32 protein-coding genes are annotated in these 26,528 nt (G+C 70.9%); 11 read left to right on the top strand and 21 right to left on the bottom strand.

Going from position 1 to position 26,528, the window contains the following annotated elements; all coding sequences use genetic code 11:
• Both ACFWFI_RS13655 and ACFWFI_RS13650 read left to right on the top strand, forming a co-directional pair.
• The gene (locus tag ACFWFI_RS13655) at positions 1–969 is read left to right on the top strand and encodes an ATP-binding cassette domain-containing protein (protein WP_387388887.1); all 969 of its coding nucleotides are present in this window, start codon (positions 1–3) and stop codon (positions 967–969) included.
• Positions 962–1,735, top strand: coding sequence for an ABC transporter permease (locus ACFWFI_RS13650; RefSeq protein WP_387388884.1), 774 nt, complete (start codon positions 962–964; stop codon positions 1,733–1,735). Before ACFWFI_RS13655 ends, ACFWFI_RS13650 begins: the two co-directional genes overlap by 8 nt.
• On the opposite strand, the gene ACFWFI_RS13645 is transcribed toward ACFWFI_RS13650, so the two are convergent.
• The 3 genes from ACFWFI_RS13645 to ACFWFI_RS13635 form a co-directional block, all read right to left on the bottom strand.
• Positions 1,716–2,834 carry a phosphotransferase gene (locus ACFWFI_RS13645; protein ID WP_387388881.1) on the bottom strand — a complete coding sequence of 373 codons (1,119 nt, stop codon included), beginning with the start codon at positions 2,832–2,834 and terminating at the stop codon, positions 1,716–1,718. The genes ACFWFI_RS13650 and ACFWFI_RS13645 overlap by 20 nt on opposite strands.
• A 174-nt stretch (positions 2,835–3,008) precedes the next feature.
• Positions 3,009–3,710 (bottom strand): HAD family hydrolase, encoded by a 702-nt coding sequence (locus ACFWFI_RS13640; RefSeq protein ID WP_387388878.1) that lies wholly within the window; start codon positions 3,708–3,710, stop codon positions 3,009–3,011.
• A 102-nt stretch (positions 3,711–3,812) separates the two neighbouring features.
• On the bottom strand, positions 3,813–4,682 hold the full coding sequence (locus ACFWFI_RS13635) for a GntR family transcriptional regulator (RefSeq protein WP_387388876.1): 870 nt from the start codon (positions 4,680–4,682) through the stop codon (positions 3,813–3,815).
• Between the two features lie 246 nt (positions 4,683–4,928).
• Between ACFWFI_RS13635 and ACFWFI_RS13630 the strand changes: the two genes are divergently transcribed.
• Entirely contained in the window at positions 4,929–5,096 is a 168-nt protein-coding gene (locus tag ACFWFI_RS13630; protein WP_387388873.1) for a hypothetical protein, read from the top strand.
• Positions 5,097–5,106: 10 nt separating this feature from the next.
• Here ACFWFI_RS13630 and ACFWFI_RS13625 read toward each other — a convergent pair whose 3' ends face one another.
• The 3 genes from ACFWFI_RS13625 to ACFWFI_RS13615 form a co-directional block, all read right to left on the bottom strand.
• Positions 5,107–6,363, bottom strand: a complete 1,257-nt coding sequence (locus ACFWFI_RS13625; protein ID WP_387388870.1) for a GNAT family N-acetyltransferase — start codon at positions 6,361–6,363, stop codon at positions 5,107–5,109.
• Between the two features lie 121 nt (positions 6,364–6,484).
• Positions 6,485–7,456, bottom strand: a complete 972-nt coding sequence (locus tag ACFWFI_RS13620) for an asparaginase (RefSeq protein ID WP_387388869.1) — start codon at positions 7,454–7,456, stop codon at positions 6,485–6,487.
• 52 nt (positions 7,457–7,508) lie between these two features.
• Positions 7,509–8,186 (bottom strand): RsiG family protein, encoded by a 678-nt coding sequence (locus ACFWFI_RS13615; RefSeq protein ID WP_387388866.1) that lies wholly within the window; start codon positions 8,184–8,186, stop codon positions 7,509–7,511.
• 115 nt (positions 8,187–8,301) lie between these two features.
• On the opposite strand from ACFWFI_RS13615, the gene dtd reads away from it, so the two are divergent.
• Positions 8,302–8,751 carry a D-aminoacyl-tRNA deacylase gene (dtd, locus tag ACFWFI_RS13610; RefSeq protein ID WP_387388863.1) on the top strand — a complete coding sequence of 150 codons (450 nt, stop codon included), beginning with the start codon at positions 8,302–8,304 and terminating at the stop codon, positions 8,749–8,751.
• A gap of 40 nt (positions 8,752–8,791) precedes the next feature.
• On the opposite strand, the gene ACFWFI_RS13605 is transcribed toward dtd, so the two are convergent.
• The 6 genes from ACFWFI_RS13605 to ACFWFI_RS13580 all read right to left on the bottom strand — a co-directional run bounded on the left by ACFWFI_RS13605 (position 8,792) and on the right by ACFWFI_RS13580 (position 13,655).
• Positions 8,792–9,757, bottom strand: a complete 966-nt coding sequence (locus tag ACFWFI_RS13605; protein WP_387388861.1) for a CAF17-like 4Fe-4S cluster assembly/insertion protein YgfZ — start codon at positions 9,755–9,757, stop codon at positions 8,792–8,794.
• A gap of 30 nt (positions 9,758–9,787) precedes the next feature.
• Entirely contained in the window at positions 9,788–10,249 is a 462-nt protein-coding gene (locus tag ACFWFI_RS13600; RefSeq protein WP_387388859.1) for a Fur family transcriptional regulator, read from the bottom strand.
• Between the two features lie 65 nt (positions 10,250–10,314).
• Positions 10,315–10,887 (bottom strand): heme-binding beta-barrel domain-containing protein, encoded by a 573-nt coding sequence (locus ACFWFI_RS13595; protein WP_147958406.1) that lies wholly within the window; start codon positions 10,885–10,887, stop codon positions 10,315–10,317.
• Between the two features lie 259 nt (positions 10,888–11,146).
• Complete coding sequence (locus tag ACFWFI_RS13590) at positions 11,147–12,031, bottom strand: hypothetical protein (protein WP_387388857.1); 885 nt, start codon at positions 12,029–12,031, stop codon at positions 11,147–11,149.
• Positions 12,028–12,870 carry a hypothetical protein gene (locus ACFWFI_RS13585; RefSeq protein ID WP_387388854.1) on the bottom strand — a complete coding sequence of 281 codons (843 nt, stop codon included), beginning with the start codon at positions 12,868–12,870 and terminating at the stop codon, positions 12,028–12,030. The genes ACFWFI_RS13590 and ACFWFI_RS13585 overlap by 4 nt, the downstream gene beginning before the upstream one ends.
• Entirely contained in the window at positions 12,867–13,655 is a 789-nt protein-coding gene (locus ACFWFI_RS13580) for a hypothetical protein (RefSeq protein ID WP_387388851.1), read from the bottom strand. The genes ACFWFI_RS13585 and ACFWFI_RS13580 overlap by 4 nt, the downstream gene beginning before the upstream one ends.
• 106 nt (positions 13,656–13,761) lie before the next feature.
• Here ACFWFI_RS13580 and ACFWFI_RS13575 point away from each other — a divergent pair, with 106 nt between their 5' ends.
• A complete protein-coding gene (locus ACFWFI_RS13575; RefSeq protein WP_387388848.1) occupies positions 13,762–14,124 on the top strand; it encodes a DsrE family protein in 363 nt (120 codons plus the stop codon).
• 18 nt (positions 14,125–14,142) lie between these two features.
• Here the strand turns inward: ACFWFI_RS13575 and ACFWFI_RS13570 are convergent, their stop codons facing one another.
• From ACFWFI_RS13570 to ACFWFI_RS13535, 8 genes are all read right to left on the bottom strand, one after another.
• A complete protein-coding gene (locus ACFWFI_RS13570) occupies positions 14,143–14,517 on the bottom strand; it encodes a DUF3099 domain-containing protein (protein ID WP_387388846.1) in 375 nt (124 codons plus the stop codon).
• Positions 14,518–14,637: 120 nt separating this feature from the next.
• Entirely contained in the window at positions 14,638–14,925 is a 288-nt protein-coding gene (locus ACFWFI_RS13565) for a DUF1416 domain-containing protein (RefSeq protein WP_014154938.1), read from the bottom strand.
• 48 nt (positions 14,926–14,973) lie between these two features.
• Positions 14,974–15,813, bottom strand: a complete 840-nt coding sequence (locus ACFWFI_RS13560; RefSeq protein ID WP_387388843.1) for a sulfurtransferase — start codon at positions 15,811–15,813, stop codon at positions 14,974–14,976.
• Positions 15,814–15,964: 151 nt separating this feature from the next.
• Complete coding sequence (locus ACFWFI_RS13555; RefSeq protein WP_350310325.1) at positions 15,965–16,045, bottom strand: putative leader peptide; 81 nt, start codon at positions 16,043–16,045, stop codon at positions 15,965–15,967.
• A gap of 255 nt (positions 16,046–16,300) precedes the next feature.
• Entirely contained in the window at positions 16,301–16,996 is a 696-nt protein-coding gene (locus tag ACFWFI_RS13550) for an LmeA family phospholipid-binding protein (RefSeq protein ID WP_387388841.1), read from the bottom strand.
• Positions 16,997–17,151: 155 nt separating this feature from the next.
• Entirely contained in the window at positions 17,152–18,420 is a 1,269-nt protein-coding gene (locus ACFWFI_RS13545) for a hypothetical protein (RefSeq protein WP_387388838.1), read from the bottom strand.
• 10 nt (positions 18,421–18,430) lie between these two features.
• A complete protein-coding gene (locus tag ACFWFI_RS13540; protein ID WP_099174183.1) occupies positions 18,431–18,685 on the bottom strand; it encodes a MoaD/ThiS family protein in 255 nt (84 codons plus the stop codon).
• Positions 18,686–18,726: 41 nt separating this feature from the next.
• Positions 18,727–19,665 carry an alpha/beta hydrolase gene (locus tag ACFWFI_RS13535; protein ID WP_387388835.1) on the bottom strand — a complete coding sequence of 313 codons (939 nt, stop codon included), beginning with the start codon at positions 19,663–19,665 and terminating at the stop codon, positions 18,727–18,729.
• A gap of 297 nt (positions 19,666–19,962) precedes the next feature.
• Here ACFWFI_RS13535 and ACFWFI_RS13530 point away from each other — a divergent pair, with 297 nt between their 5' ends.
• The 6 genes from ACFWFI_RS13530 (at position 19,963) to ACFWFI_RS13505 (ending at position 25,531) form a co-directional block, all read left to right on the top strand.
• Positions 19,963–20,766 carry a response regulator transcription factor gene (locus tag ACFWFI_RS13530; RefSeq protein ID WP_387388832.1) on the top strand — a complete coding sequence of 268 codons (804 nt, stop codon included), beginning with the start codon at positions 19,963–19,965 and terminating at the stop codon, positions 20,764–20,766.
• Positions 20,767–20,790: 24 nt separating this feature from the next.
• On the top strand, positions 20,791–21,834 hold the full coding sequence (locus ACFWFI_RS13525; protein ID WP_387388830.1) for a LacI family DNA-binding transcriptional regulator: 1,044 nt from the start codon (positions 20,791–20,793) through the stop codon (positions 21,832–21,834).
• Between the two features lie 94 nt (positions 21,835–21,928).
• Positions 21,929–23,140, top strand: coding sequence for a S1C family serine protease (locus tag ACFWFI_RS13520; protein ID WP_387388827.1), 1,212 nt, complete (start codon positions 21,929–21,931; stop codon positions 23,138–23,140).
• A 13-nt stretch (positions 23,141–23,153) separates the two neighbouring features.
• The gene (locus ACFWFI_RS13515) at positions 23,154–23,336 is read left to right on the top strand and encodes a hypothetical protein (RefSeq protein WP_387388825.1); all 183 of its coding nucleotides are present in this window, start codon (positions 23,154–23,156) and stop codon (positions 23,334–23,336) included.
• A 48-nt stretch (positions 23,337–23,384) separates the two neighbouring features.
• Positions 23,385–24,116, top strand: coding sequence for a response regulator transcription factor (locus ACFWFI_RS13510; RefSeq protein ID WP_387388823.1), 732 nt, complete (start codon positions 23,385–23,387; stop codon positions 24,114–24,116).
• Positions 24,113–25,531: a sensor histidine kinase gene (locus ACFWFI_RS13505; RefSeq protein ID WP_387388820.1), complete on the top strand. Its 1,419-nt coding sequence runs from the start codon at positions 24,113–24,115 to the stop codon at positions 25,529–25,531. Before ACFWFI_RS13510 ends, ACFWFI_RS13505 begins: the two co-directional genes overlap by 4 nt.
• 6 nt (positions 25,532–25,537) lie before the next feature.
• On the opposite strand, the gene ACFWFI_RS13500 is transcribed toward ACFWFI_RS13505, so the two are convergent.
• Entirely contained in the window at positions 25,538–26,431 is an 894-nt protein-coding gene (locus tag ACFWFI_RS13500; RefSeq protein WP_387388818.1) for a phosphatidylinositol-specific phospholipase C, read from the bottom strand.
• Positions 26,432–26,528 lie beyond the last annotated feature (97 nt).

The following is a 26,528-nucleotide window of genomic DNA, read 5'->3' as shown; positions in this document are numbered from 1 at the left end:
ATGAGTACGGCCATGAACGACGTCATGATCGAGGCGCACGGCCTGACCAAGTCCTACGGAAAACCGGGCGCCCGGGTCCGGGTCCTGGACGGCGTCGGCCTCCAGGTCGCCCGCGCCGGGATCCACGCGCTGCTCGGCCCCAACGGTGCGGGCAAGACCACCACCGTGCGGATCCTCGCCACCCTCACCACCGCCGACTCCGGCACGGCTCGCGTCGCCGGCCACGACGTCGTCACCGACCGGCGCCAGGTACGCCGCGCCATCAGCCTGACCGGGCAGTTCGCCGCGGTCGACGAGACGCTGACCGGCGAGGAGAACCTGCGGATGATGGCGCGGCTGTCCGGCCTCTCCCGCGACCGGGCCCGCCACCGCGCCGAGGAACTCCTCGTCCGCTTCGGTCTCGGCGACGCGGCCCGGCGCCAGGCCCGTACGTACTCCGGGGGGATGCGTCGGCGCCTGGACCTGGCGGCGGGACTGGTCGGCTCGCCCGAGCCCGGCGTCTTCTTCCTCGACGAGCCCACCACCGGCCTCGATCCGCGCAGCCGCCGCGAGCTCTGGCAGGTGGTCCGCGACCTCGCCGGCCGGGGAGCCGCGGTCCTGCTCACCACCCAGTACCTGGAGGAGGCCGATCAGCTCGCCGACCTCATCACCGTCCTCGACAAGGGCGGCATCGTCGCCGAAGGCACCCCGGAGACCCTGAAATCACGCGTCTCCGGACACCGCCTGGACCTCGTCCTCAACAACCGCGAGGCCTACCTCCGCCTCGCCACCCGGGCCGTCCACCACTCCCCCGAGACCCTCACCCTGGGCATCCCCACGGACGGCACCGCAGCCCACGCGCGCGCCGTGCTCGACGAGATCGACCCGCACCGCACCGACGTCGACCGCTTCTCCGTGCACAGCGCGACCCTCGACGACGTGTTCCTCGCCCTCACCGCAAAGACGACGGAGGAACCGTCCCATGTCTGACGCACCCGGAGCCCTGACCCACGCCACGGTCATGACCGGCCGCAGCCTGCTCATCAGCCGCCGCAACATCGACGCCGTCATCACCTCGATGATGCTGCCGATCATGCTGATGCTGATCTTCGTCTACTTCTTCGGCGGCGCGATCGACACGGGCACCGCCTACGACTCGTACGTCATGTACGTCGTCCCCGGCGTCCTGCTCCTGTGCGCGGGATTCGGCGCCTCCACCACGGCCGTCGCCGTGAGCGAGGACATGAAGGGCGGCATCATCGACCGTTTCCGCACCCTGGACATCGGCGGGATGCCGATCCTCGCCGGCCACGTCGCGGCGAGCACGGCACGCAATCTCATCTCCACCACGCTGGTGTTCGCCGTCGCCCTGCTCATCGGCTTCCGCCCCGCGGCCACCCCCGTCGGCTGGCTCGCCGTCGCCGCCGTGCTGATCGCCTACATCGTGGCCCTGTCCTGGATCTCGGCAGCGATCGGCCTGCTCGCCCGCACGCCCGAGGCGGCCGGCGGATTCACCTTCTTCATGTCGTTCCTGCCCTACCCGAGCAGCGCGTTCGTCCCGGTCGACAGCATGCCGGGCTGGCTCCACGGCTTCGCCGACCACCAGCCGGTCACACCGGCCATCGAATCCCTCCGGGGGCTCCTTCTGGACCAGCCGGTGGGCAACGCCCCGTGGATCGCGCTCGCGTGGGCGACGGGGATCCTGCTGGTCGCGGTCGCCCTGTCGGGGGTGCTGTTCAGGATCCGGACACGGTGAGGGCGGGACGCGACCCGAACCACCGCACGTAGGCATCCATGACCTGCCGGAGCGTGGGGGCGGTCTGCGCCCCGAACACCGGCCGGGCCGCTGCAAGCGCCTGCTGGACCTGCTCGGCCACCCCTCGGAGCAGGTGCTGGTCCGGCCCGCCGGCCGGATGCTCCAGCACGAGAGCTCCCCGGATGACATCCGTATACACCGACTGGGCCTGCTTGTAGGCGAGCAGCACGGGCAGATCCTCCCGCCACCCCGAAGTGGCGTCCGGCCGGGCCGCTTCGACCGCCGCCTCCCAGATCCGGCAGATCCGCTCCCGCTCTTCGTCCGCGTAGCGCATCAGATGCAGATGCGTCGCCAGGTCGTAGAGCGGGTCGCCGATCATGGCGAGTTCCCAGTCGATGGCCCACAGATCACCGCGGAGATCGACGATGAGGTTCGCCCGGTGCAGATCACCGTGGACGAGCACGAAGGGCCGCGATCCCAGCCCCCGCGCCCGGCACTTCAGCCCTTCCAGGGCGGCGTCGCTCACCCCCAGCCGGTCGAACAGCCCGTGGTACGGGGCGCCGTGCTCCCGGTAGACCCGCTCCTGCGTGAACGTGATGAGACTTGCCAGGAAACCGGCACAGTCGCCGTCCTCGGGCCGGTCCTCGGGCCGACAGATCCGCCCGATGCCGATCTCGTCCGTCTTGATCGCTGCCAACTCCGCGAAAAGATGGCCGAGTTGCCTGCTGTGCCGGTCCGAGAGCGGGCCGCCGGGCGGCACCCCCTGGCCCAGCGTGCGTCCCTCGATGAACACCTGCAGCCGGACACCCGGACCGGCCTCGACGATTTCCGGAATCCTCTGCACGCGCCCCTGCAGGACCCGGAGCAGGAGCTCCTCGGACCGGAAGCACCGGCGGTCGTACCAGAACAGCCCAGGACGTGGCTCCCGCACCTTGCCTCGCCTGAGCCGTACGCCCTGGTCGCTGCCCGGCGGAAGCGGAATGACGTAGGTCTCGTGGTGATATCCCTGGAGCGGGCCCTCGATCGCCCCGTCGCCGTAGTCCAGCCCGGCTCTCTCCGCCGCCGCCCGGCGGACCTCGGACACTGCGTCGACTGTCATGGATGGTGGCCTCATGGGTGCGGAACTCAGGAGCTGAGGAGGAAGGTACCCCGCTGATCGTCCGGGGCGGCGGGATTGACATCGTCGAAACCCGGTCGTTTCCGGCCGATCGATTCCGCGTCGAACACTCGCCACTCCCGTTCGAGCCGCATTGCCCCCGCTCGCGCACCGGGGTCAGCCGGCGCGGGCGAGCCCTTCGAGCGTGGAGACGCTCACCTCCGCTCCCGCGTCACGCAACGCGCGGTACTTGCTGTCGTTCTCCGCGTAGCCGAGGAAGGGCACTCCGGCCTTGTTCGCCGCGAGCCAGTCGGCGGCCGAGTCACCGATCATCAGCGCGTCCGGCGCGGCCACCCCGGTCGACTCCAGTGCGCGGTGCAGGCAGTCGGGGTCCGGCTTGAGCAGGGCCGGGTCCGGCCTGCGGCCGTGTATGTGTCCGTCGAAAAGCGGGCCGAGGCCGTCCCGGGAGAGGTAGGAGATCACCGCCGCAGGGGAGTTGTTGGTGGTCACCGCCAGGCGCGTGCCGGCTGCCTCCAGGGCCCGGATGAGCTTCGCCGCGCCCGGGGTCGGCGTGGCCGTGGCCGCCGCCACGGTTTCCTCCTCGGTGAGCTGCTCGTCCAGCACGGCCATCAGCGCGAAATCGTGCGGGTAGTGCTTGCGGGCCGCCAGGAGCACACCCAACGGGTCGGCCCTCCGCACGCTCGCGGCCACCGACGCCGGTACACGGCCGAGTTCCGCCAGCCGCCCGGAGAGCCGCTGCGCGACCCCCTCGGCCGGATGGCCGGCGAACAGCCGGCACATGGGGCCGTCGAAGTCGAAGAGGACGCATGCGGCGGAGGCGAGGAGGGCATGCGGGTCGGTCGCGTGCGGTTGAGTCACGTCGCTCCGTCCATCTGGGCAGCGGGCCGGGCGGGCACCTTCGCCTCCCCATACTGCCCGCGCCTCCCGCGACAGAACTCGGGGAACACACGATCCCCGTAATCAGGGCTCCAGGTTCAGGTCCGTCGCCACGGTGGTCCAGAGACCCTCGAACCACATCGACGACTGCGCGACGAAAGCCTCGTCCCGCGTCCCGCCGTCATGGTTGAAGGTGAAGAGCGTCGAGTCGCTCCCCAGCACGTCGAAGAGCACGACCGGGCTGCCCTCGATCTGCTCCTCGCGCCGGGTGACGGTGTAGTACGCGAACAGCACCTCTGCGTCGTTGAGCAGATAGACCTTCACAGGCGGGGTGAAGGGCAGGGCCCGGAAGGTCACTTCGACGTCGACGTCGAGCGTGCTGCGCATCGCCAGCAGGTGCTGCCGCAGGGACGCACCCTGGATGTTGCGCAGCTTCAGCCAGCGCTTGTGCACCTGTGCGGCGTCATCGGCGTCGTCGGCGGGCCGGGGGAACGCCAGGTCCAGATCGCGGTCCGGCAGCAGGATGCGCACCTTGACCGAACGCGGGGCGAGACGGCCGGACCGGACTCGCTGCAGCGGCTCCGACAGGGCGAGCGCGAGGGATTCCGCCGTGAGGCAGAGCGCGTCGATCCGCACATCGGGAGCCCCGAACGCCGCGAGGAGCTTCGGCCCCAGGCCGGCAGCCGTCTGCTGGGGCTCCCCGCCGTGCACCTCGTCGGTGGCGGGCGGCGGACCCGCGATGCGCGGCGGGGCACCCCGGGTGACATCCGTGAGCATGCCCTCGACTTTCAGACGCTCCACCGCCCGCCGGATCGCTCCCCGTTCGACGCCGAACTCCTCGACGAGCTGCGCCTGCGTGGGCATGTGGTCGCCGGTTCTGAGCACGCCTGTGCGGATCCGGGCCCGCAGGATGTCCGCCACCTCTTCGGAGGAGGGCTTTTCTGTGCCGTTCATAGCTCTGCGCTCAGGGGTCACAACAGAACGCTACAACTTCTTGCCATCTAACGGAACTTGTTCCCAAGTTGGTTATGAACTCGTGCCAAGTGGGGACAACTAAAAGTAAGTTGGCAGCCAACTTCGCCAACACCCTTTCATTCAGGGCACGTTCATCGCTGACTCCGTCCAATGCCGTACGGGTGCAGCTCGCGCATCGGCCGCTTCCCGGAGCCTTCGCTCCCCACCTCCTCAGGAGGTACCGCCATGCCCGTAGTCATCTTCTTCATCGAGCGGTACTTGGAATGGAAATTCGGCGTCATGAGCACCGTCGCCGTCTCGTTGTTGGTCGGAGGCTGGAAGTCCGGCAGCGAGCAGTGCACCACTGCCGGTGCCGTACTGCTGGCCCTGCTCGTGGTGGGCACAGCCCTCTAGGGGTGTCCGCCTAGAACACGTCCGGGCACCATGCCCGCCGCGCCGTACGGAACACCGCGTCCGCCATGGCCGCCACCCCCGGACGCCGCTCCTCGATCCGCCCCAGTGCGGCGAGCCGCAGCGCCGACTCGTCACCCAGGTACAGCGTCCCCAACTCCCGTACGTCCAGGGCAAGGTCGGCACTCTGTGTAGTCGGGGTGCAGGAGGCGCCGGACGGTGACGCCTCCAGGAGGAAACGGCCGCCCGCCAGGCCCGTGGCGTCACGGACGTCCAGGACCAGCCTGGCCTCGGTCGCGTACGTGCGTGCTTCCAGGGCACGGGGGACGTCCAGGACGCGCAGCCACAGCCAGTCCGCCTGGGTCACGACGCGGGCGGCACGCGGGTCCGGGAGGAGGAGCGGCAACAGGTCGTCGGGGGCCCGGTAGCCCGTACGGACCGTGGTGATCCAGTCGATGGAGCAGACGAACTGCCACAGCGCGCGTTCCGCCGCCGGCGTCACGGCGATCAGGTTCCTCACCTTCGCCGTGTTCAGTGGCTGCTTGCGGTCGCCCCAGTGGTCGTCGGCGCTGTAGGCGACGAGGCCGTCCGTCTCCCCGTCCGGCGACCGGTACACCGCGTAGAACGGCTCGTTCCACGTCTCGTGCGCCGGGACGTCCACCCCGGTGTGGCGCTGCCACCAGCGCTCGTCCCGGGAGACCACGCCGTGCTGCCGGGCGGCGAGCCGGCCGTGGAGCTCGGGACCCAGCTTGCGTACGTCGGCTCCGTCGACCAGTTCGATCCGGCCGCCGTCCGCCTCGGACGGGATCCTCGCCCGCGGGTCCAGGCCCGCCCGGGGGACATCGATCTCCCACTCGGTGGTCCAGGCGGCCGGCCCGAATCCGTACCGCCCGTAGATCGGGTACTCGGCGGCGATCAGCGAGGCGACCACGTCACCGCGCTCCTTCGCCGCCGCCAGGTCCGTGGCCATCATCCGGCTCAGCAGGCCGCGGCGGCGGTGCGTGGGGGTCACCGGCACGCCCGTGACCGCGTCGGCCTGTACCTTCGCGCCGCCGACGACGGTCAGCTCCTGCGCGAAAGACGCGAAGGTGGCGACACAGCGCCCGGCGTCGAACACCCCCTGGACACGGGAGAGATCGGTGTGGGCCAGGCGCACCGCGACCTCCTCCTCCCCCGGCACCGAAGCCGACGCCCGGAGGAACCCGGTCCCCACGGCGCGCAGCCAGTCGGGGTAATCGGCTGCGGAGACGGTACGCGGATCAAGGCTCATGCGGCCCACGCTAGGCACAACGTGTTCGAGATGTCGCGCGCTTTTCAGGCCGCCCCTGCCGCTGCCGCCGCCCGGATCCCTCGCTCGGAACGCTGCCCGGAACGCCGCCCGGAACCCCCGCTCAGAACGCCGCGCGGACCGCGCCCACCTCCGCGGCACCGCCCAGCAACGGCGCCCGCCCGATGCGGGACACCACCGGGGCGTCGAGGCCCAGCAGTTCGAGCGAGCGGGCCAGCACCGGGCCCAGGGCGCGGGTGGAACCGTCGTCGATCTTGAAGGCCAGCGCCCTGCCGTCGGGGAGCGCCACCGCCTGCACCGCCTCCGCGCCCATCTTGGAGAGCGTGCCCGGCACCTCCCGCATCAGCCAGGTGTCCGGTCGGCGTGTGCCCGCGACGTACTCCGGGTGCGCCCGCATCGCGTCCGCGACCCGGCGCTCCGCCGAGCCCTGCTCCGCCAGCACGAACGAGCGGAACGCACGGGCGAGGCCCACCAGCCCGATCGCCATGAGCGGGGCCCCGCAGCCGTCCGTGCCGATCGCCGCGACGGGCTCGCCCGCCGCCTCCGCGACCACCTCGCCGACCAGCCGCTGCAGCGGGTGAGCCGGGTCGAGGTAGGTGGCGGTGTCCCATCCGTTGCGTACGCAGACGGCGAGCATCGCCGCGTGCTTGCCGGAGCAGTTCATGGTGAGCGGCTCCCGCACACCCCCGGCGGCGAGGTACGCCTCCGCCTCGACCGGGTCCAGCGGAAGGTCCGGCGGGGTCTGCAGGTCGTCCGGCTTCAGGCCGTGCTCGGAGAGCATCGTGCGCACCAGGTCGAGGTGGAAGTCCTCCCCCGAATGGCTCGCGGCGGCCAGCGCCAGCCGCTCCCCCGAGAGGTCGAGCCCGGCCCGCAGGATCGCGGCGGCCTGCATCGGCTTGTTGGACGAGCGCGGGAAGACCGGGCTCGCCGGGTCACCGAGTGCGAGGTCGACGCTCCCGTCCGCGGCCAGGACGACCAGCGACCCCCTGTGCCGGCCCTCGGTGAAACCGGACCGTACGACCTCGGCCAGGACGGGGAGCTCGGGCGAGGAGGGCGGGGCTATGAAGGAGGTCATGGGGCGGGTGGCCTTCCGGGGACGGGCGTGACCCGCCCCCGGAAGGGTCGCTTCAGGCGAGCAGGTCCTCTACTTGTGCTTCCCCGTCACGGTACCTGCGGGCGATCTCCGCGCTGCAATCGTCAACCGTCCGCTGGAGCCGGTGACGGCGCCGGGACACCTGCCGCTCGTAGCGGACGAGCCGCCCCATGGCGGTCAGGAGCTCTTCGTCCGTCCGGGCGTCGAGGTCGGAGAGCTCGACCTCCGCGAGCGTGTCTGCCGCAAGCTGCCGGTACTCGTCGCTGCGCGGCGTCGTGAGGGTGACGTGCCGCGCGGAGGAGCGGTGGACGGACGGGGTGTCGGCGAGGATCTCCGACAGCCGGTCCACCACGGGCGACTCGGGGTCCACACGCCGGGCGAGCTCGGCCCGCAGGATGTCGATCCGGCCCTGGACCAGACGGCGTACGTAACTGAGGTCCGCCTCGTCGCGCTGGGCGTCACGGCGCAGGGTGCGAAGCTCCGGCAGCCGCAGCCCGCCGAATTCCGGCTGCGGTCGTACGGAGGCCAGTCCTTCGACCGCACCGCCCCCGGTCTGCCCGGGCACGGACACCGCTCCGGGCAGCTGTACGGGCGGTGGGGTGGGCGGCTGGCCCGGCGCGGCACCGGTCCGCTGAACCGGCGGCCGCGAGCCGGCGGCGGTATGCGTCCTCGGTACGGCACCGGGTGATGGCCCGGTTCCATGTGTCGTCATGATGTTCCGTCCCCTCGACCGGTGCGTCGGCACACCGACATCGTGCATGGTGCCACTACGCACGGTGTTCATGCAGGTGCTCTGTACCCGTTCAGCCCAAGATAGGTTGGTCTGTATGCGTGCAGTGATACAGAGAGTGGACGGCGCGAGCGTCACCGTGGCGGGCGCCGCGGACGATCCGTCGGGGACCGGAAAGGTCGGCGAGATCGTCGGCGAGGGACTGTGTGTGCTGGTGGGGGTCACTCACGGCGACACGGCGGAGAAGGCCGCGCAGCTCGCCCGCAAGCTGTGGACCCTGCGGATCCTGGAGGGCGAGAAGTCCTGCTCGGACGTGAATGCACCGCTTTTGGTCATTTCGCAGTTCACTCTCTACGGGGACGCCAGGAAGGGCCGCAGGCCCACATGGAACGCCGCCGCGCCGGGCGAGGTCGCCGAGCCGCTGGTGGACGAGGTGGTGGCACAGTTGCGCGCGCTCGGCGCGCAGGTGGAGACGGGCCGGTTCGGGGCGGACATGCGGGTCTCGCTCACGAACCACGGCCCGTTCACCGTACTGGTCGAGGTATAGCGACGCGGGCAGCCCTGCTGGACGGCCGCGCGTAGTCCTTCTACGGCTCGACGACCGTCTCCTGGGCCGCCGCGGTGTCACCCGCGATCAGTTCCGCGTCCACCGCGACGTTCCGCTTCACCAGCGCCAGGGCGATCGGACCCAGCTCGTGGTGGCGGGCCGACGTGGTGATGAAGCCGAGCTGGCGGCCCTCCTCGCCGTCTGCGGCGAGCCGGACCGGCGTCCCGTGGCCGGGCAGATGCACCTCGCTGCCGTCGAGGTGCAGGAAGACGAGGCGGCGCGGCGGCTTCCCCAGGTTGTGGACACGGGCGACCGTCTCCTGCCCCCGGTAGCAGCCCTTCTGGAGGTGCACGGCGGTCCCGATCCAGCCCAGCTCGTGCGGGATGGTGCGGTGGTCGGTCTCGAAGCCCAGGCGCGGACGGTGCGCCTCCACGCGCAGCGCCTCGTACGCCAGGATCCCGGCCACCGGGCCGTGCGCGGCCGCGTACGCCTCCAGGTCGGCCCGGGGCAGGAAGAGGTCACGGCCGTGTGCCGTCTCCCGTACGGCGGCACCCTCCGGGACCTCCGCGATGGAACCGGCGGGCAGATGCACGACGGCGAAGTCCTCCGTGCGGTCGGCGACCTCGACCCGGTAGAAGAACTTCATCGACTCCAGGTACGCGATCAGCTCGCCCTGGGTCTCCGGCTCGGCGTGCATCCACACCGTCGTGCCGTCGTCGACCAGGTAGAGGGCGTGCTCGATGTGCCCGTTGGCGGAGAGGATGAGCGCCTCGGTCGCCTGGTTCGGCGCGAGGTCGCTGACGTGCTGGGTGAGCAGCAGATGCAGCCAGGTCAGCCGGTCGTCGCCGGTCACCGTGACGACCCCGCGGTGGGAGAGGTCGACGAGACCGCTGCCGTCGGCGAGTGCGCGTTGCTCACGGAACAGGTCGCCGTAGTGCGCGGCGACGCCTTCGTCGCGCCCCTCGGCGGGGACGGCGCCGGGCAGGGACAGCAAGGGGCTCTTCATGCGACCAGCGTACGACCCGAGCGAACCGGTCTACCGCTCGCCGCCGGGTCCCTCCGCCGATCCGGCCCCAGCGGCCTTCACCGTGCAGTCGGCGCAGCGCCCGAAGATCGCGAAGTGCTTCATGTCGGTCTCGAAGCCGAAGGTGCCCCGCAGCTTCGCCGTGAAGTCGGCGACCACGTCGACATCGGCCTCGATGACGTTCGTGCAGTCCCGGCAGACGAGGTGGATGTGGTGGTGGCGGTCCGCCAGGTGGTACGTCGGGGCGCCGTGCCCGAGGTGGGCATGGCTGACCAGCCCGAGCTCCTCCAGGAGCTCCAGGGTCCGGTAGACGGTGGAGATGTTCACGCCCGACGCCGTCCTGCGCACCTCGCAGAGGATGTCGTCGGGCGTCGCGTGCTCCAGCTTGTCGACGGCCTCCAGGACAAGCTGACGCTGAGGCGTCAGCCGGTAGCCACGCTGCCGAAGATCGGTCTTCCAGTCGGTGCTCACCACAGCCCCAGTGTAGGGCGGGGCGGGCACGGGCCCCGCAGATCCGTGCGGAACGGGGCCCGGACCGGCTACTTGAAGAAGGCGATGCCGTCGTCCGGCAGGTCCCCGAGGCCCCTCGCCATCTCAGCGACCTCTCCCGGGGTGACGACCTTCTTCAGGTGCGCCGACATGTACGGCCGCAGCTCCACGTCGGGGGTGGCCTTCTCGCCGACCCACATCAGGTCGCTGTGCACATAGCCGTAGAGGCGCTTGCCGCCGCTGTACGGTCCGGAGGCGGCGGTGCGGGCCACCGCGTCGGTGACGACGTCGATCTGCGGCTTCTGCTTCGCCAGTTCGCCGTACCAGACCTCGACGACGCCCTGGTCGCGCACCATGACGATCTCGACCTTGCGGTCCTTGTCGATGCGCCAGTAGCCGGACTCGGACTCCAGCGGCTTGACCTGATTGCCCTCGGCGTCCAGCACCCAGGAGTGCGAGACGTACTCGAGGAAGTCGCGGCCGTCGTGGCTGAAGGTGACTTCCTGGCCGAAGTTGCACTTCTCGGCGCCGGGGAAGTCGGAGACGCCCGCACCCGCCCAGTTACCGAGGAGGAAGGCCAGCGGCACGAGGTCCGGGTGGAGGTCGGACGGAATCTCGATCATGAGCGGCTCAGACGATCTGTGAGGGTGTACGGAAGGTGTTCGGCGAGGGTCAGCGCTGGCCCTGGTACAGCTTCTTCACGGTCACGGCGGCGAAGGCGAGCACGCCGACGCAGACCAGGACCAGCAGGGCGGAGAAGAAAGCCTCAAGCACGGGAGCTCCTCGGAACGAAAGACATGACGGCAGCAGGCCACCGGGCCCCCAGCCTAATGGGTGGGGGCCCGGCACGGCGGCGCGGGGTTTCCCCCGGGCGCGGTCCGCTCAGCCCAGGAGCTGGTCCTGCAGGATCAGCGTCTGGTGGAAAGGAACCGCGTCCGTGCCCGCCTTCCCCTTGCGGCTGTGGACGACCAGGGCGAGGGTGTCCCCCGCCAGCACATACCCGTGTCGTACCTGCTCGGTGCCGTACGGCTCGGCTTCGGAGAACGCGCGCACCGTGGTGAACTCCGCCCGGGCGTCGGAGGCCCAGTCCTCGTCGAAGTCGGGCTCGGTCGTCCCGACGAGGGGCCGTGGCAGCGAGTCGCTCTCGAAGAGCTCGTCGTTGAAAGCCGTGGAGTACGCCACCGAGTTGAACTGGAGCAGATAGACGCGGGACGACGTGCCGTCCGGCATGGTCCAGCCGCGGGCCGTTATGTGCCGCAGCGCGGAGTCCTTCAGGTACTGGGTGAGAGCGGCTCGGTCGTCCTTGCCGTACTCGGCTGTGTACCGGGCGATGTCCACCCAGCCGCCGGCGAGCTCCTTGTCCGCGGTGGCCCCGGCCGGTAGCGGCAGCAGCAGGCGCCGCAGGTCCGCGTGGTGGACCTCCGCGGTGTTGGAGTCGCTGTACGGGCGGGCCGCGTCGGCGGGCAGGGCGGGCAGGCTCAGCACCGGGTAGTCCCAGCGCCCGTCGTCCTGCGTGGCGAGCCCCGGTACGTCGGTGCGCTTCATCGACGTGATGCCGGCGACCGTGCCCGCGCCGAGTCCTCCGAGGACCAGCACGGCGGCCGTCCACCGCAGGACCGCTCGCAGGGCACGGCGCGGCGGGCGGGGTGTGGCGGGCGCGGGGCCCTCCTCCCGCACGGGAGGAGGCGGCGGGCCCTTCGGGACCGGCGGGAGGGTGGTCGTGGCGGAAACGGCCACGTCGGCCGGCGGGGCCGTCTGCTCGGTCATACGTACTCCCCCGGGGACGTGATGTGGTCCAGCTGGTCCTTCAGCAGCTCGGCGACGGCGGCCTTGTCGACGGGCTTGATGCCGGTCGCCCGGTAGCTGATGCTCAGCTCGCCGTCGTAGGCCGCGCACATCATGTCCTCGATGTCGCTGTCGCTGCTCTTCGGCTGCAGGTAGCAGGTCGCCTTGCGGGTGTGGCCCTTGACCTTCGGGCCGTCGCGGAAGATCCCGACGAGGTCGAAGAGCCCAGTCCGGAAGGTGTAGAGGTTCTGCACGGCCTTCTTGTCCTTCATCCGGACGATCGTGGCGTGCACCTCCAGGTCGTTCTCCTGGGAGACGTACGACCGGACGGCCAGACCCTGCAACCGGAGCTTGTCGATCCGCTTGTCGTACTCCCGGCGCTCCTTGCCGGCGAGCCCCCGGCCGGACTCCTTCATAGCGGCGACGGCCCGCTCGCCGTCCGCCTCGCCGTCGTTGCCGTACTCCCCGTCGTCCGGGCCCAGCCGGAAGCCCTCGGGCACGGGCAGCAGCAGCTTGCTCAGCTCCGTGTCCGACCTGCCCCGACTCGTGTCCCCCGCGGGGTCCTTGCCGGGCTCACGCTCGGACACCTTCCAGGCGGTGGTCTCCACAGTGCGGTCCGCGCCGTCCACCGTGATCTTCGTGTACGCCGCGGCGCCGCCGACGGCGCCGAGCACCAGTGCGAAGGGAAGCGCCGTGAGCAGGATCCGCCGGACGCGGCCGGGCCGTGCGGGCGCGCCGGCGGCTTCCTGGGCATCGGCGGCATCGGGCGGTTCGGGAAGCTGTACCGCGCCGGAAGGCTCGGGCGGGGTCATGTCGTTCACACGCGCTCCAGCTGTCGCTCGGCCAACGTCCGGATGTCCTTCTTGCTGATCGGCCGGCTGTCGAACAGATTGATCTCGATCATGATGTCGCCCCGGCTCATGACGGCCCTGGCCCGGTAGAAGGGCTCGTAGCCGGGCTCCCGGTCGACGTCGTAGAGGTAGTAGCGGCCCTCGCCGCTGCCCTTGACCAGGTCGCCTTCGTTGCCCGCGTATTCGTCGTCGGCCATGTACGAGCGCTGGCCCTCGGCGTAATCGGCGGCCATCGCGCCCGGCCCGGAGGAGAACTGGGTGAGCGTGATCGTCGCCTCGCGGTGCTCACCCTTCTTCCAGGCGGTCCCCGCGATACGGCGGATGTCCGATTCCAGGAAGTACTCGAACATCCCGCCCTGTTCCTCGTAGTCGCGGGCGAGGCCCCCCACGGTCACCCAGCCGTCGTCCAGCCAGTCCGCGTCGTTGTCCTCGCTCCAGCCCTCCGGGCGGTCGACGAGCAGCTTGCGCAGGTCGCCCTCCGTCAGCACCTGATGGTCCTGCGAGGCGGGCAGCGGGGCAGGGGCCTTGTCCGCCGGAAGCGCCTTCGCCGGGTACGCCAGGTCCGTCTGCGACAGTGCGGGCAGCGGCGTCGGAGGCCGCTCGGCCTGGATGCCGTAGCCGACCGCCGTGCCTCCGGAGATACCGAGCAGGGCCGCGGCGGCGATCAGCAGGGCCGTACGGCCCCGCGGGCGGGTGCGCGCAGGGACGGCGGGCGGCTCGGCCGGCGTGCCGGAAATGGTGTCGTTCGGTTCCAAAAGGGTCCCCCCCAAGAGACCTGAGGCGCAGATTCCATTACCTGCGCACACAACTGACCCACAGGTCACAGGGGAGGTTGCTCAGCCTCGGATTACAGTTCGGTACATGCCGAAGAAGCTCGTGATCAAGGTGACCGCCGGGGCCGATGCCGCCGAGCGCTGCTCGCAGGCCTTCACCGTGGCGGCCGTGGCCGTTGCCAGCGGGGTCGAGGTCTCGCTGTGGCTGACCGGCGAGTCCGCGTGGTTCGCCCTGCCGGGGCGCGCAGCCGAATTCGAACTGCCGCACTCCGCGCCGTTGCCCGATCTGATCGACTCGATCCTGACGGGAGGCGGCATCACCCTCTGCACCCAGTGCGCGGCGCGCCGCGACATCACGGAGAAGGACGTCCTGGAGGGCGTGCGGATCGCCGGCGCCCAGGTCTTCGTGCAGGAGGCCATGGCGGACGGCACCCAGGCCCTCGTCTACTGATCCGGACGCACCGTCGGCCTAGCGGCGGTGGTCCCTGCCGTCGAGCTCGTCCCACCACTGGTCCGACGTCGGATCACCCGTGGGCGCCTCCTGCGGCGAGCGCGGCCGGGAGTCCGGAGGCCGGGGATTCCGGGGCCGGGACTCCTCGGGCCGGGACTCCTCGGGCCGGGAACCCGGAGGCCCGGAGCCCGGGGAGGGGTCGTCCCACCAACGGTCCTCAGGTCCACGCCGGTTGGCGACGATCGCCGCGACGGGCGGTATGACCATGGCGACCACGCACATCGCCACGGCCGCGGGGATGGACCACAGACGCACGAAAGCCCAGGCGGAGACGAAGAGGAAGAGGCATCCGCCCATCATCAGAAAATAGACGCGCCTGCGCCGGGCGTACATGTAACCAGCGTAGAGCTCTTCGGCCGGGAAGCGAATGCGGACGGCACGAAGGGCCACACCCCTGTTCAGGTGGCGTCCAACCCCCTGGGGTGCGGCCCTCCGGCCGTATGTGCGCGTGCGTTACACGGCGATGGCGACCTCGGCGAGGCCACCGGTCTGCGCCACGACCGTGCGGTCGGCGGTGCCGCCCGGAACCAGGGCGCGGAGCGTCCAGGTGCCCTCGGCCGCGTAGAAGCGGAACTGTCCGGTCGCCGAGGTCGGGACCTCGGCGGTGAACTCACCGGTCGAGTCCAGCAGACGGACGTAGCCGGTGACGGGCTCGCCGTCGCGGGTCACGCTGCCCTGGATCGTCGTCTCGCCCGGCTTGATCGTCGAAGCGTCGGGGCCGCCGGCCTGTGCTCCACACATGGTGTTCTGTCCTTCTGGTCGGGGTCCTGCTGATCAGGTCCTGCGGAATTACTTGTTGGCGCCGAGCTCGATCGGCACACCCACGAGGGAGCCGTACTCGGTCCACGAACCGTCGTAGTTCTTGACGTTCTCCTGGCCGAGCAGCTCGTGCAGAACGAACCAGGTGAGCGCGGAGCGCTCACCGATGCGGCAGTACGCGATGGTGTCCTTGGACAGGTCGACCTGCTCGTCCTCGTAGAGGGCCTTGAGCTCGTCGTCCGACCTGAACGTGCCGTCGTCGTTGGCGTTCTTCGACCACGGGATGTTGCGGGCGCTCGGCACGTGGCCGGGGCGCTGCGACTGCTCCTGCGGGAGGTGCGCCGGGGCGAGCAGCTTGCCGCTGAACTCGTCGGGCGAACGCACGTCGACGAGGTTCTGGCTGCCGATGGCGGCCACGACGTCGTCGCGGTAGGCGCGGATCGACTCGTCCTGGGCCTTGGCCTTGTACTCGGTGGCCGGGCGCGCCGGGACGGCGTCGGTCAGGTCGCGGGAGTCGAGCTCCCACTTCTTGCGGCCGCCGTCGAGCAGCTTGACGTTCTCGTGGCCGTACAGCTTGAAGTACCAGTACGCGTACGAGGCGAACCAGTTGTTGTTGCCGCCGTAGAGGACGACCAGCGTGTCGTTGCCGATGCCCTTCTCGGACAGGAGCTTCTCGAAGCCGGCCTGGTCCACGAAGTCACGGCGGACCGGGTCCTGGAGGTCCTTGGTCCAGTCGATCCGGATCGCGTTCTTGATGTGGTTCTTCTCGTACGCCGAGGTGTCCTCGTCGACCTCGACGATCGCGACCTGCGGGTCGTCGATGTGGGCCTCGACCCAGTCGGCGTCGACCAGAACGTCTGCGCGGCTCATGTGTTTCTCCTCCGGGGCAGTCTGCGGCGGGGTGGTGCGGTGTGCGGAGTGCGAGGTGTACGCGCAGGTGCTTGGAGCGGAACGCGTACGGAAGGCACGGGTTCGGCCCTGACATCGTCGAAGGGCCGGGGGAAACGGGAGAGGGTCCCGCTCAGAAGGTGCGACAGAGCATGGCGGCGACGCGGCACAGGTCTACTGCCCGCCGCTTCGTGAGGTCCGCCTGTCGCTTCATGCGTCCGATCGTAGGGAGGTACGGGCGGAGATGTCACCGTCGTGTCGGATGATGAGACACGATCGTCCGCGATGCGAGACGCGGAGCGAGTGAAGCCCCTCGGCGACCCGGATTCTGGCGGCCCGCGGCCGACGGTCATCTGCGGAACGGACAGGCCCGTCTCATTATCTGGATCGGACGTCCGGACCGTCGCCCTGGAGCCCCTACCCCGTCCGGCCGGGGGTTATCCACGGACGCCCCATGTGGCGGCCGGCGTCAGCCCGCGAGCCGGACGTCCGCGCCGGTCATCGATATCTCCAGGCCGCCCGGCGCCACCTCGATCTTCTCCAGCTCCAGGCCGGCCGGCAGCCCGCCGATCCCGCGCTCGAAGTCGGTCTTCTTCCTGACCAGGTCCTCGAGGCCGGGGATGCCCTCACCCGGGACCTCGTCGGCGTGCACCTTGACGGTGTCGCCGTCGACCAGGGTGACCGTGGAGAGCACGCTGCGGGTGACCGTCTGGCCCAGCAGCGGGATCTTGACCGTGCCGGTGACCTTGACCTTGCCGTTGCCGCCGTAGGCGACCGTGACGCCGTCGTCGGCCGCCTCGGTGAGGGCCGCGTACGAGATGACGGCCGTCCCGGTGGCCCGGGCGGCCGTCGCGCTGGTGTAACCGGCGCCCAGCGTCACCTGCCGCAGCTGGGCCCGGATCTCGCTGATCCGTATCTCCCGCCCGGCCGCGCTGGCGCGGATGTCCTTGACCGTGACGTCGACCCGGTCGAACTCCGACCCCGCCACCTGGGTCAGGAAGGGGAAACCCTTGATCGAGACATCGGTCGAACCGGCTTCGGCGTCGCCGAAGGAGACCCGCCCCTCGGCCTCCGACTCCGCGAAATACACGGCGGCACGGTCCACGGCGACGAAGACGCCGCCCAGCACCACGGCGATGATCAGCAGTATTCGCAGTGCTCGCATGCCTGTTGTTCCCCCACTCGGACCGGCCGGACCCCTGGTGCACGTGAGCCTACTGCCGCTGTGCGGCGCGCCCGGAGTGATCGACGAGCGTGAGGCCCGGCCGGTTCCCCCGAACCGGGGGAGGGAATGGGGGAACGCCGGAAACGTCCGGATCGTCAGGCGATCGCACGGCCGATCAGATAGACCGCGGGGGCAGCGGCCGTGAGCGGCAACGCCACTCCTGCGGTCATGTGCACGAAGCGGGACGGGTAGTCGTAGCTCGCGACCCGCAGGCCGATCAGCGCGCAGCCACCGGCCGCGAACCCGAGGAACGCGGCCTGCGCCCCGAAGTCCGTGACCGCGCCGGCGACCAGGCCCGCGCCCGCCGAGGCGAGCAGGGTCACGACCACCGAGGCAGGTCCGGGCAGCGGCAGGGCCCTGACGAGCACGGCCACGGCGACCGCGATGCCACCCACCGTCACCGCGTCCGGGACGGCCGCCAGATGCCCTGCCGCCAGCACGGCGAGCGCGGCCGACGCGACGGTGGCCGTCAGGCCGTACATCCGCTCGTCGGCCCCGGCACGGCTGCGCAGCTGGAGCACGATGGTGAGCAGCACCCAGACACCGAGCGTGCCCAGGATCGCCGCCGGGGCGTTGCTGCGGCCCGCCGCGAGCAGCACGGCGTCGGCCACGACACCGCCGGCGAAGGCGAGCGCGATGCCCTGCCTGGCCGGCCACATGCCGTTGAGCCGGAACCATCCCGCGGCCGTCACGGCCTGGAGCAGGACCAGGGGCACGAGCAGGGCGTAGGACCCGATCGCGGCACCGAGGGCGAGGAGCAGACCGAGGCCCGCGGTGATCGCGGCGGGCTGCATCCCCGGCGCGATGATCGGCGAACGCCCCTCGGCGCGGGCCCGCTGGGCGTCGGTGATGCGGCTGTTGCCCAGGGTGGTGGGCGCGCTGTACTCGGAGCCACCGGAGGCGGCTGCCGGGGCGGGCGGCGCCGCCGGGGCCGCCGGAGCCGCCGGGACCTCGGGCGGCAGCGGGTAGGCACCCTGTGCTGCGGGTGCGGCGGGCGCTGCGGGTGCGGCGGGCGCGGCGGGCGCGGCGGGCGCGGCATGGTGCTGCGGCTGGATCGTCGGCTGGTACTGGGTGTCCCAGGTCTGGCCCTGCCACGTCTGGGCCACGCCCTGGTCGGCGGAACCCTGATCGGCGGGGCCCTGTTCCGGATACTGCTCCGGGTACACGGCGGGCTGCTGCTGCGCGTACGAATGCTGCTGCCCGTACACGGGCTGCGCGGGCTGCTGCCCATAGCCCGGCTGCCCGCCCTGCTGTCCGAACGCCGGATCGTACGGCTGCTGCCCCTGCTGCTGCCCGTACGCCGGGTCATGGGGCTGCTGCCCCTGTGCCGGGTCGTACGGATACTGCTGATCGCTGTTGCTCATGGTCTGCGGTTCACCCTCCTGCGAACGGCGGGAGCACCTCGACCGTGCCGCCCTCGGCAAGCCGTACGGTCTCATGACCGCGGGTCCCCACAGGATTCCCGTCGATCAGGAACGAGCATCTGAGCAGTACGCGCGTCAGCTCACCGGGGTGCCGCTCGCGCACCCCGTCGAGAGCCTCGGCGAGTGTCTCCGCCGTGTACGGCTCCTCCGCGGTCCCTGCGGCGGCCTTGGCCGCGGCCCAGTAGCGGATGGTCCCCGCTGCCATGGCGGCACCCCTTTCCTCGTACGTCGGCTGTCCATCATGGATCACGCCGACTCCGTCCAGTCGGCGATACGGGTCAGCAATTCCTCGTCCGCGGCGTTCTCCGCGTGGCCCATGCCGTGTTCCAGCCAGAGCTCCGCTCCGTCCCCCGCGGCTCCCGCCAGCATCCGCGGGTGGTCGACGGGGAAATACGGGTCCTGGTCGCCGTGCACGATCAGCAGCGGCGCTGTGATCAGCGGAACCGCCTCGACCGGCGAGAGCGGCACCGGGTTCCAGTCCTCGCGGTGGATCCGGGTGCGGAAGCCGTAGCGGCCGACGAGCCGGCCCACGGGCCGGGTGACGACCCAGTGCAGGCGGCGCATCGGGGCCGTGCCGCGGTAGTACCAGCGGGCCGGTGCGCTCACGGCGACGACCGCGTCCGCATGCGCGCCTGAATGCGCCTCTGCGCGCCCCCTGTGCGCCTTGTGCGCCTCAGTGCGCCGCCCCACCCGTTCGGCCCCCACGGTTCCGGATTCCTCACTCGGGCATTCACCGGATTCCGGCGCCGTATACAGAGCGGCATGCCGAAGCACGACGGAACCGCCCATCGAGAAGCCGACCGTAACGATGCGGCAGTGTCCCAGCGACCGTGCCCAGGCGATCGCGGCCGCCAGGTCCAGCACCTCGCGGTCGCCCACCGTGGACCGTCCACCGGACCTTCCGTGACCCCGGAAGGAGAACGTGATCACGGCCGCACGCTGGGCGAACACCTCGGCGGCCCGCAGCAGCGCCGGCCGGTCCGCGGCGCCGGTGAAACCGTGCGCGAGGACAACGGCGGTTCCTTCGGAGGCACCGCCCCCAGCAGCCCCGGAACCCGCCGTACACGGGGTGTACACCGCCTCGATACGGACCCCGTCACCGGTCAGCAACGTGGTGCGCCGGGGGACCGGCGTGATCGAGGGAACAAAAGAACTCAAGAAACGACCCTCGGACACAGAACTCATGTGGGCTATTCTGCTGCGAAGAGGATCCGGGCAAAGCAGCCCCCGGGTCCTTTTGTGCTTTCCGAGCGTTGTTACGGCAGCGTTTCCACAAGCTCAGCGGTCCCCGGGCGCGGGACCGCACAGTAAAAACCGTATGACGGCCGTCGCAGGTGATGGCCGCACGGGAGTACGAAGCAGTGCCGCATACTCCCCCGGGTCCGACCCGGGAGTGCCCCTCTCGCAGGGAACGAGGAGGACCGACGTAATGGGCGAGCTGAACGTGCACGATCGACCGACGACCCAGGCAGGTGGGCGGCGATGAGTTCACTGCTGCTTCTGACGAATGCCCTTCAACCGTCGACGGAGGTGCTCCCCGCCCTCGGCCTTCTGCTGCACAGCGTGCGGGTCGCCCCCGCCGAGGGACCCGCGCTCGTCGACACCCCAGGTGCCGACGTCATTCTCATCGACGGCCGGCGCGACCTCCCCCAGGTTCGCTCGCTCTGTCAGCTTCTGCGGTCCACCGGGCCCGGCTGTCCGCTGATCCTCGTCGTGACGGAGGGCGGCCTCGCGGCCGTCACCGCCGACTGGGGCATCGACGACGTCCTGCTGGACACGGCGGGTCCCGCCGAGGTCGAGGCCCGGCTGCGGCTGGCCACCGGCCGTCAGCAGATCACCGCCGACGACTCCCCCATGGAGATCCGCAACGGTGACCTGTCGGTGGACGAGGCGACGTACAGCGCCAAACTCAAGGGCCGGGTCCTCGACCTGACCTTCAAGGAGTTCGAACTGCTCAAGTACCTCGCGCAGCACCCGGGCAGGGTCTTCACCCGCGCCCAGCTGCTCCAGGAGGTCTGGGGCTACGACTACTTCGGCGGCACCCGCACGGTCGACGTCCACGTACGCCGGCTGCGGGCCAAACTGGGCCCCGAGCACGAGTCGCTGATCGGCACCGTACGCAACGTCGGCTACCGCTTCGTCACCCCCGAGAAGGTGGACCGGGCCGCCGAGGGGGCCAGGGCCAAGGCGGCCTCGAAGCCGGTGGATGAGCAGGTCACCCGTTCGGAGCAGTCCACGGAGGTCGAGATCACCGAAGAAGCCCCGGTCCGGCCTGCCGAGCGGTAGGTCGATCCGCGTAGACTGCCGCGCGTGGCCAAGGTGACGCGGGACGATGTGGCGAGACTGGCGGGGACCTCGACAGCGGTCGTCAGCTACGTCATCAACAACGGACCCAGGCCGGTTGCCCCGGCCACGCGCGAGCGGGTGCTCGCCGCGATCAAAGAGCTGGGCTACCGGCCCGACCGGGTCGCCCAGGCGATGGCCTCGCGGCGCACCGACCTCATAGGGATGATCGTGCCGGACGCCCGGCAGCCGTTCTTCGCGGAGATGGCGCACGCGGTCGAACAGGCGGCGGCCGAGCGCGGAAAAATGGTGCTCGTCGGCAATTCCGACTACCGCGACGAGCGCGAGGTCCACTATCTGCGGGCCTTCCTCGGCATGCGGGTCTCCGGGCTGATCCTGGTCAGCCAGGGCCCCAGCGAGCGCGCGGCGGCCGAGATAGAGGCATGGGACGCCCGCGTCGTCCTGCTGCACGAACGCCCCGAGGCGATCGACGACGTCGCGGTCGTCACCGACGACGTCGGCGGCGCCCAGCTCGCCACCCGGCACCTCCTGGAGCACGGCAACGCCTATGTGGCGTGCCTCGGCGGCATGGAGTCGACCCCGGTGGTCGGTGACCCGGTCGCCGACCACATCGAGGGCTGGCGCCGGGCGATGCAGGAGGCGGGACGGCCGACCGAGGGCCGGCTCTTCCACGCCCCGTACAACCGCTACGACGCCTACCAGGTGGCCCTGAAGCTGCTCGCCGGCCCCGACAGGCCCCCGGCGATCTTCTGCTCGACGGACGACCAGGCCATCGGTGTGCTGCGGGCCGCGCGCGAGCTGCGGATCGACGTACCGGGTGAGCTCGCGGTCGCGGGCTTCGACGACGTGAAGGAAGCGGGGCTGACCGATCCGCCGCTGACGACGGTCTTCTCGGACCGTCCGGCGATGGCCCGGGCAGCCGTCGACCTGGTCCTCGACGACTCGCTGCGGGTCTCGGGGTCCAGGCGCGAGCGGCTGAAGCAGTTCCCGTCCGCGCTGGTGGTGCGCCGGTCGTGCGGCTGCGGCGAACCGACGGTGACCGCGCAGTAGCGGGACGCTCCCTTATATCGGGCATACGCGGTTCTGCCGGGCTTCTCAGGGGGCACTCAGGCTGCTCTCATGTTCGCTGTCCACTCTCGTAGACATGACCGACAGCCCCCGCCCGAGCGGCGAGTATCCGATGTCCCCCTCCCACGACAACGGTTCGCGCGACAACGGTTCGCACGACAGCGGTCCGTACGGCACCAACTCGTACGGCACCGGCTCGTACGACAGCGCCGCACACGGCAGCGCTGCGCACGGCGGCGGCTCGTACGGCATCGGCCCGCACGACGGTGGCGAGGCGGCCTACCCGCCGCCCCCGGCCTATGGGCCCGAGCGGCAGACCGCCGAGGCGCCCTTCGCCGCCTACGGCTGGCCGGCTCCGGCGCCCCAGCCCGTCCCGGCCGCGGACGTCCCGAAGCCGGAGCGCCGGGTCAAGCGGCCGTTCGCACTGCTCGCGGCGGTGGCGATCGCCGCCGCGGCGGTCGGCGGCGGCACCGCCACCCTCATCGGCGAGCTCGCGGGCGGCGGCTCCAGCAGCTCCGGCTCCGGCGGTGTCGTCAGCGGCACCACCGTCTCGCAGAGCAGCGCCGGCACCGTCTCCGGTGTGGCGACAGCCGTGTCGCCGGCGATCGTCGAGATCAGCGCGACGTCCTCGGCCGGCGAGGCCACCGGTTCCGGTGTCGTCATCACGGCGGACGGCGAGATCGTCACCAACAACCACGTCATCTCCGGCGCCTCCAAGATCGAGGTGGCCCTCAGCACCGGCAAGACGTACACCGCCGATGTCGTCGGCACGGACGCCGACAAGGACCTGGCGCTCATCAAGCTCCAGGGCGCGAGCGGGCTGAAGACGGCCTCGCTAGGCGACTCCTCCTCGGTGAAGGTCGGCGACCAGGTCGTGGCGATCGGCTCGCCCGAGGGGCTCACCGGCACGGTCACCAGCGGCATCGTGTCGGCCCTGGACCGCGATGTCACGGTGGCCAAGGACGAGGAGCAGGACCAGCAGCAACAACAGGGCGGTCAGAACTGGCCGTTCGAATTCGGCGGCCAGCAGTTCAACGGCGACACCGGCTCGTCCAAGACGACGTACAAGGCCATCCAGACCGACGCCTCGCTCAACCCCGGCAACTCCGGCGGCGCCCTGATCAACATGAACGGCGAGATCATCGGCATCAACTCCGCCATGTACTCCCCCAGTTCGGCCAGCGCCTCGGGAAGCTCGGCGGCGGGCAGCGTGGGCCTCGGCTTCGCCATCCCGGTCAACACCGTCAAGGCCGACCTGGACACCCTGCGCGCCGGCAACGGCTCCTGACGAGGAGGTCTCCATGAACCCCGACACCGCTCCCGTGACCGCCGGCCCTTCCGATCTGGCCCTGCCGCTCGCCCTGGCCGCCGAACTGGCGGCCTCGGCCCCCGCCGCACCCGATGCCCGCCCGGCCGAGATCCGCAGCGGCACCGGCCGCGGGCGACGCGCCGCGCGACGCCGTGCGGCGGCCGTGCGAGGCTGAGAGCCCCAGCACACAGCACCTGTCACGAAGGAAGAGGACGAAGAAGCGATGAGCCCCGCCGAAGACGATCCGCAGCGCGTCCTGATCGTCGACGACGAGCCCGCCGTGCGCGAAGCGCTGCAGCGCAGCCTCGCGTTCGAGGGGTACGGGACAGAGGTGGCCGTGGACGGCTACGACGCCCTCGCCAAGGCCGAGTCGTACGCCCCCGACCTGATCGTCCTGGACATCCAGATGCCCCGCATGGACGGCCTCACCGCCGCCCGGCGCATCCGGTCGACCGGGTCGACCACACCCATCCTGATGCTCACCGCCCGCGACACCGTCGGCGACCGGGTCACCGGCCTCGACGCCGGCGCCGACGACTACCTCGTCAAGCCCTTCGAGCTGGACGAGCTCTTCGCCCGCATCCGCGCCCTGCTGCGCCGCAGCTCCTACGCGGCCGCGGCGGGCGGCACCGTCCCCGACGACGACGTCCTGTCCTTCGCCGACCTCCGAATGGACCTCAACACCCGCGAGGTCACCCGCGGCACCCGCCGGGTCGAGCTCACGCGCACCGAATTCACCCTCCTCGAAATGTTCCTGGCCCACCCCCGGCAGGTGCTGACCCGTGAGCAGATCCTCAAGGCCGTATGGGGCTTCGACTTCGAGCCCAGCTCCAACTCCCTGGACGTGTACGTGATGTATCTGCGCCGCAAGACCGAAGCGGGCGGCGAGCCGCGCCTGGTCCACACGGTGCGGGGCGTCGGGTACGCCCTGCGCTCCGGCGGCGGTGACGGATGACCGGCCTGCCCCGCCGGCTCCGCGCCCTCCCGCTCCGCTCCCGCCTCGCCCTGCTGGTCGCCGCGGCGGTGGCAGCGGCGGTGGCCGCGGTGGCCGCGGCGTGCTGGTTCGTGACGCGGGAGCAGCTGGAGCACCAGCTGGACGAGTCGCTGCGCGGCTCCAAGGTGGACCAGCCCTACCTGGCGAATCTGTACTCGTACTGCAACGGCGGCACCTCGCTGCCGCCCAGGCCCTTCACCGGCGTGACTGTCCAGCTCATCGACTCCCAGGGCACGGTCTGCATCGCCCCGGGCACGTCGAAACTGCCGGTGAGCGACGAGGACCTGGAGGTGGCCAAGCGGCAGCGGTCCTACGCCCTGCACTCGACGACGGCCGAGGGCGGCGAGGACATGCGGGTCTACACCTCCCGGCTGGATGTCCGGGGCCCAGGGACGGACTCCGGGAACCTCGCCGTCTCCATCGCCCGCCCCATGAGCGAGGTCACCGACCCGCTCTCCACCCTCGCCTGGGTACTGGTGCTCGTCGCCGGTATCGGTGTCGTCGGCGCCGGTGCTGCGGGCCTGTGGGTCGCCCGCACCGGTTTGCGCCCCGTCGACGACCTCGCCCACGCGGTGGAGCACGTGGCCGAGACCGAGGACCTGACCATCCGGATCCCCGCGGAGGGCGAGGACGAGATCGCCCGGCTCTCGCGCTCGTTCAACACCATGACCAGCTCCCTGGCCACCTCCCGCGACCGCCAGTCGCAGCTGATCGCGGACGCGGGGCACGAGCTGCGCACCCCGCTCACCTCGCTCCGCACGAACATCGAGCTGCTCGCCCGCAGCGACGAGACGGGCCGCGCCATCCCGCCCGACGACCGCAAGGCACTGATGTCCTCGGTCAAGGCCCAGATGACCGAGCTGGCCGCCCTCATCGGCGACCTCCAGGAGCTCTCCCGCCCCGACGCCGCCCAGCCCGGCCCCCTCCAGGTGGTCCCGCTGCACGACATCACCCGCACCGCCCTGCAACGTGCCAGGCTGCGCGGCCCCGAGCTGACCATCACCGCCGAACTGGCCCCCTGGTACGTACGCGCCGAGCCCTCGGCACTGGAGCGGGCGGTCGTCAACGTCCTGGACAACGCGGTGAAGTTCAGCCCCTCGGGCGCCACGATCGAGGTCGCCCTGCACCGCGGCGAGCTGACCGTGCGGGACCACGGCCCCGGCATCCCCGCCGAGGACCTCCCGCACGTCTTCGACCGCTTCTGGCGCTCCCCCTCCGCCCGCCAGCTGCCCGGCTCCGGCCTCGGCCTGTCCATCGTGGCCCGCACGGTCCAGCAGGCCGGCGGCGAGATCGCCCTGCGCCCCGCGCCCGAGGGCAACGGGACGGTGGCGTCGATCCGCCTCCCGGGAGCGCCCCAGCCGCCGCCGGGGCAGTGAGCCTTCTCAGGATGCCGGGTTGTGCCGGATCAGCGATTCCACCAGCCCGGACCGGGTGGCGGGATAGTCGAGGGGGACGATTCCGAGACCGGTCCAGCCCGACGCCTCCGAGCCGTCGAGGAACGAATGGACCTGCGGGTTGAGGCGGTCGGAGTTCCAGCGGGGCGGCATGAGAGCCGCCGTGCTCACGTAGTTCATGAACAGCTTTCCCGGCTGCTGCGCGGCCCTGCGGAACTGTGCCTCGATCTTCGGGTACTTCCCGAACGGCTCGGCCATGTAGTCGTCCTGGATGTCGAAGACCGCCGGATCGGCGTACCGGACGCCGGGCAGGCCACCGTTGTCTGCGAGCACCACGACCCTGCCGCGGGCACCGCCGAGGTCCGGAAGCGTGGAGTCGAGGCGCAGGAGCGGGCGCCAGCCCTTGCCGTCGAGGTAGAGGTCGAAGATCCGCCGGAACGCGGCGTCGCTCTCCTCCGAGTACTCCTGCTTGACGCGCATCAGCACCGTCTCCGAAGGGTGCCTGGCCAGGAAGTCCCGGCAGGCGCCCAGCACATCGTCGAAATTCAGGTTCTGGTACGACGCTCCGTGATGGATGGCGTACGCGTCGCCGCTGATCCGGCACCGGACGTCGAGGAAGCGGATCCCGCTGTCGAGCTGCTCGGCCAGCGTGGTGTTCTGGCATGCCGTCCAGGGGCCGCCGTAGCGCGCACCCGAGTTGTGCGTTCCCGGGATCGTGAGGCGCTGCAGCGGGGTGGTGTCGGCGATGCCGCCCATCCAGTCCTGGGTGCCGAGGGCTGAACCGGGGGCCGCGGCGGCGGGCGTCCCGCCGAGCAGGATTCCGGCGGTGACGGCGAGCGAGCCGGTGAGGAAGCTCCGGCGAGTGGCGGTGTACGGACTCATGGGGGCATGCCTCCGGCGGCCGTGGGGGGAGTGGCTCCGGAATTATGACGGGTACTCATCAAACAGGGAACAGGGCCTGACACCACCGGACGCAAGG

It is taken from the genome of Streptomyces sp. NPDC060209, assembly GCF_042728155.1.
Classification (GTDB): Bacteria; Actinomycetota; Actinomycetes; order Streptomycetales; family Streptomycetaceae; genus Streptomyces.
Note: the sequence above shows the minus strand (reverse complement) of the source record. Positions and strands in the feature narration are given on the sequence as shown.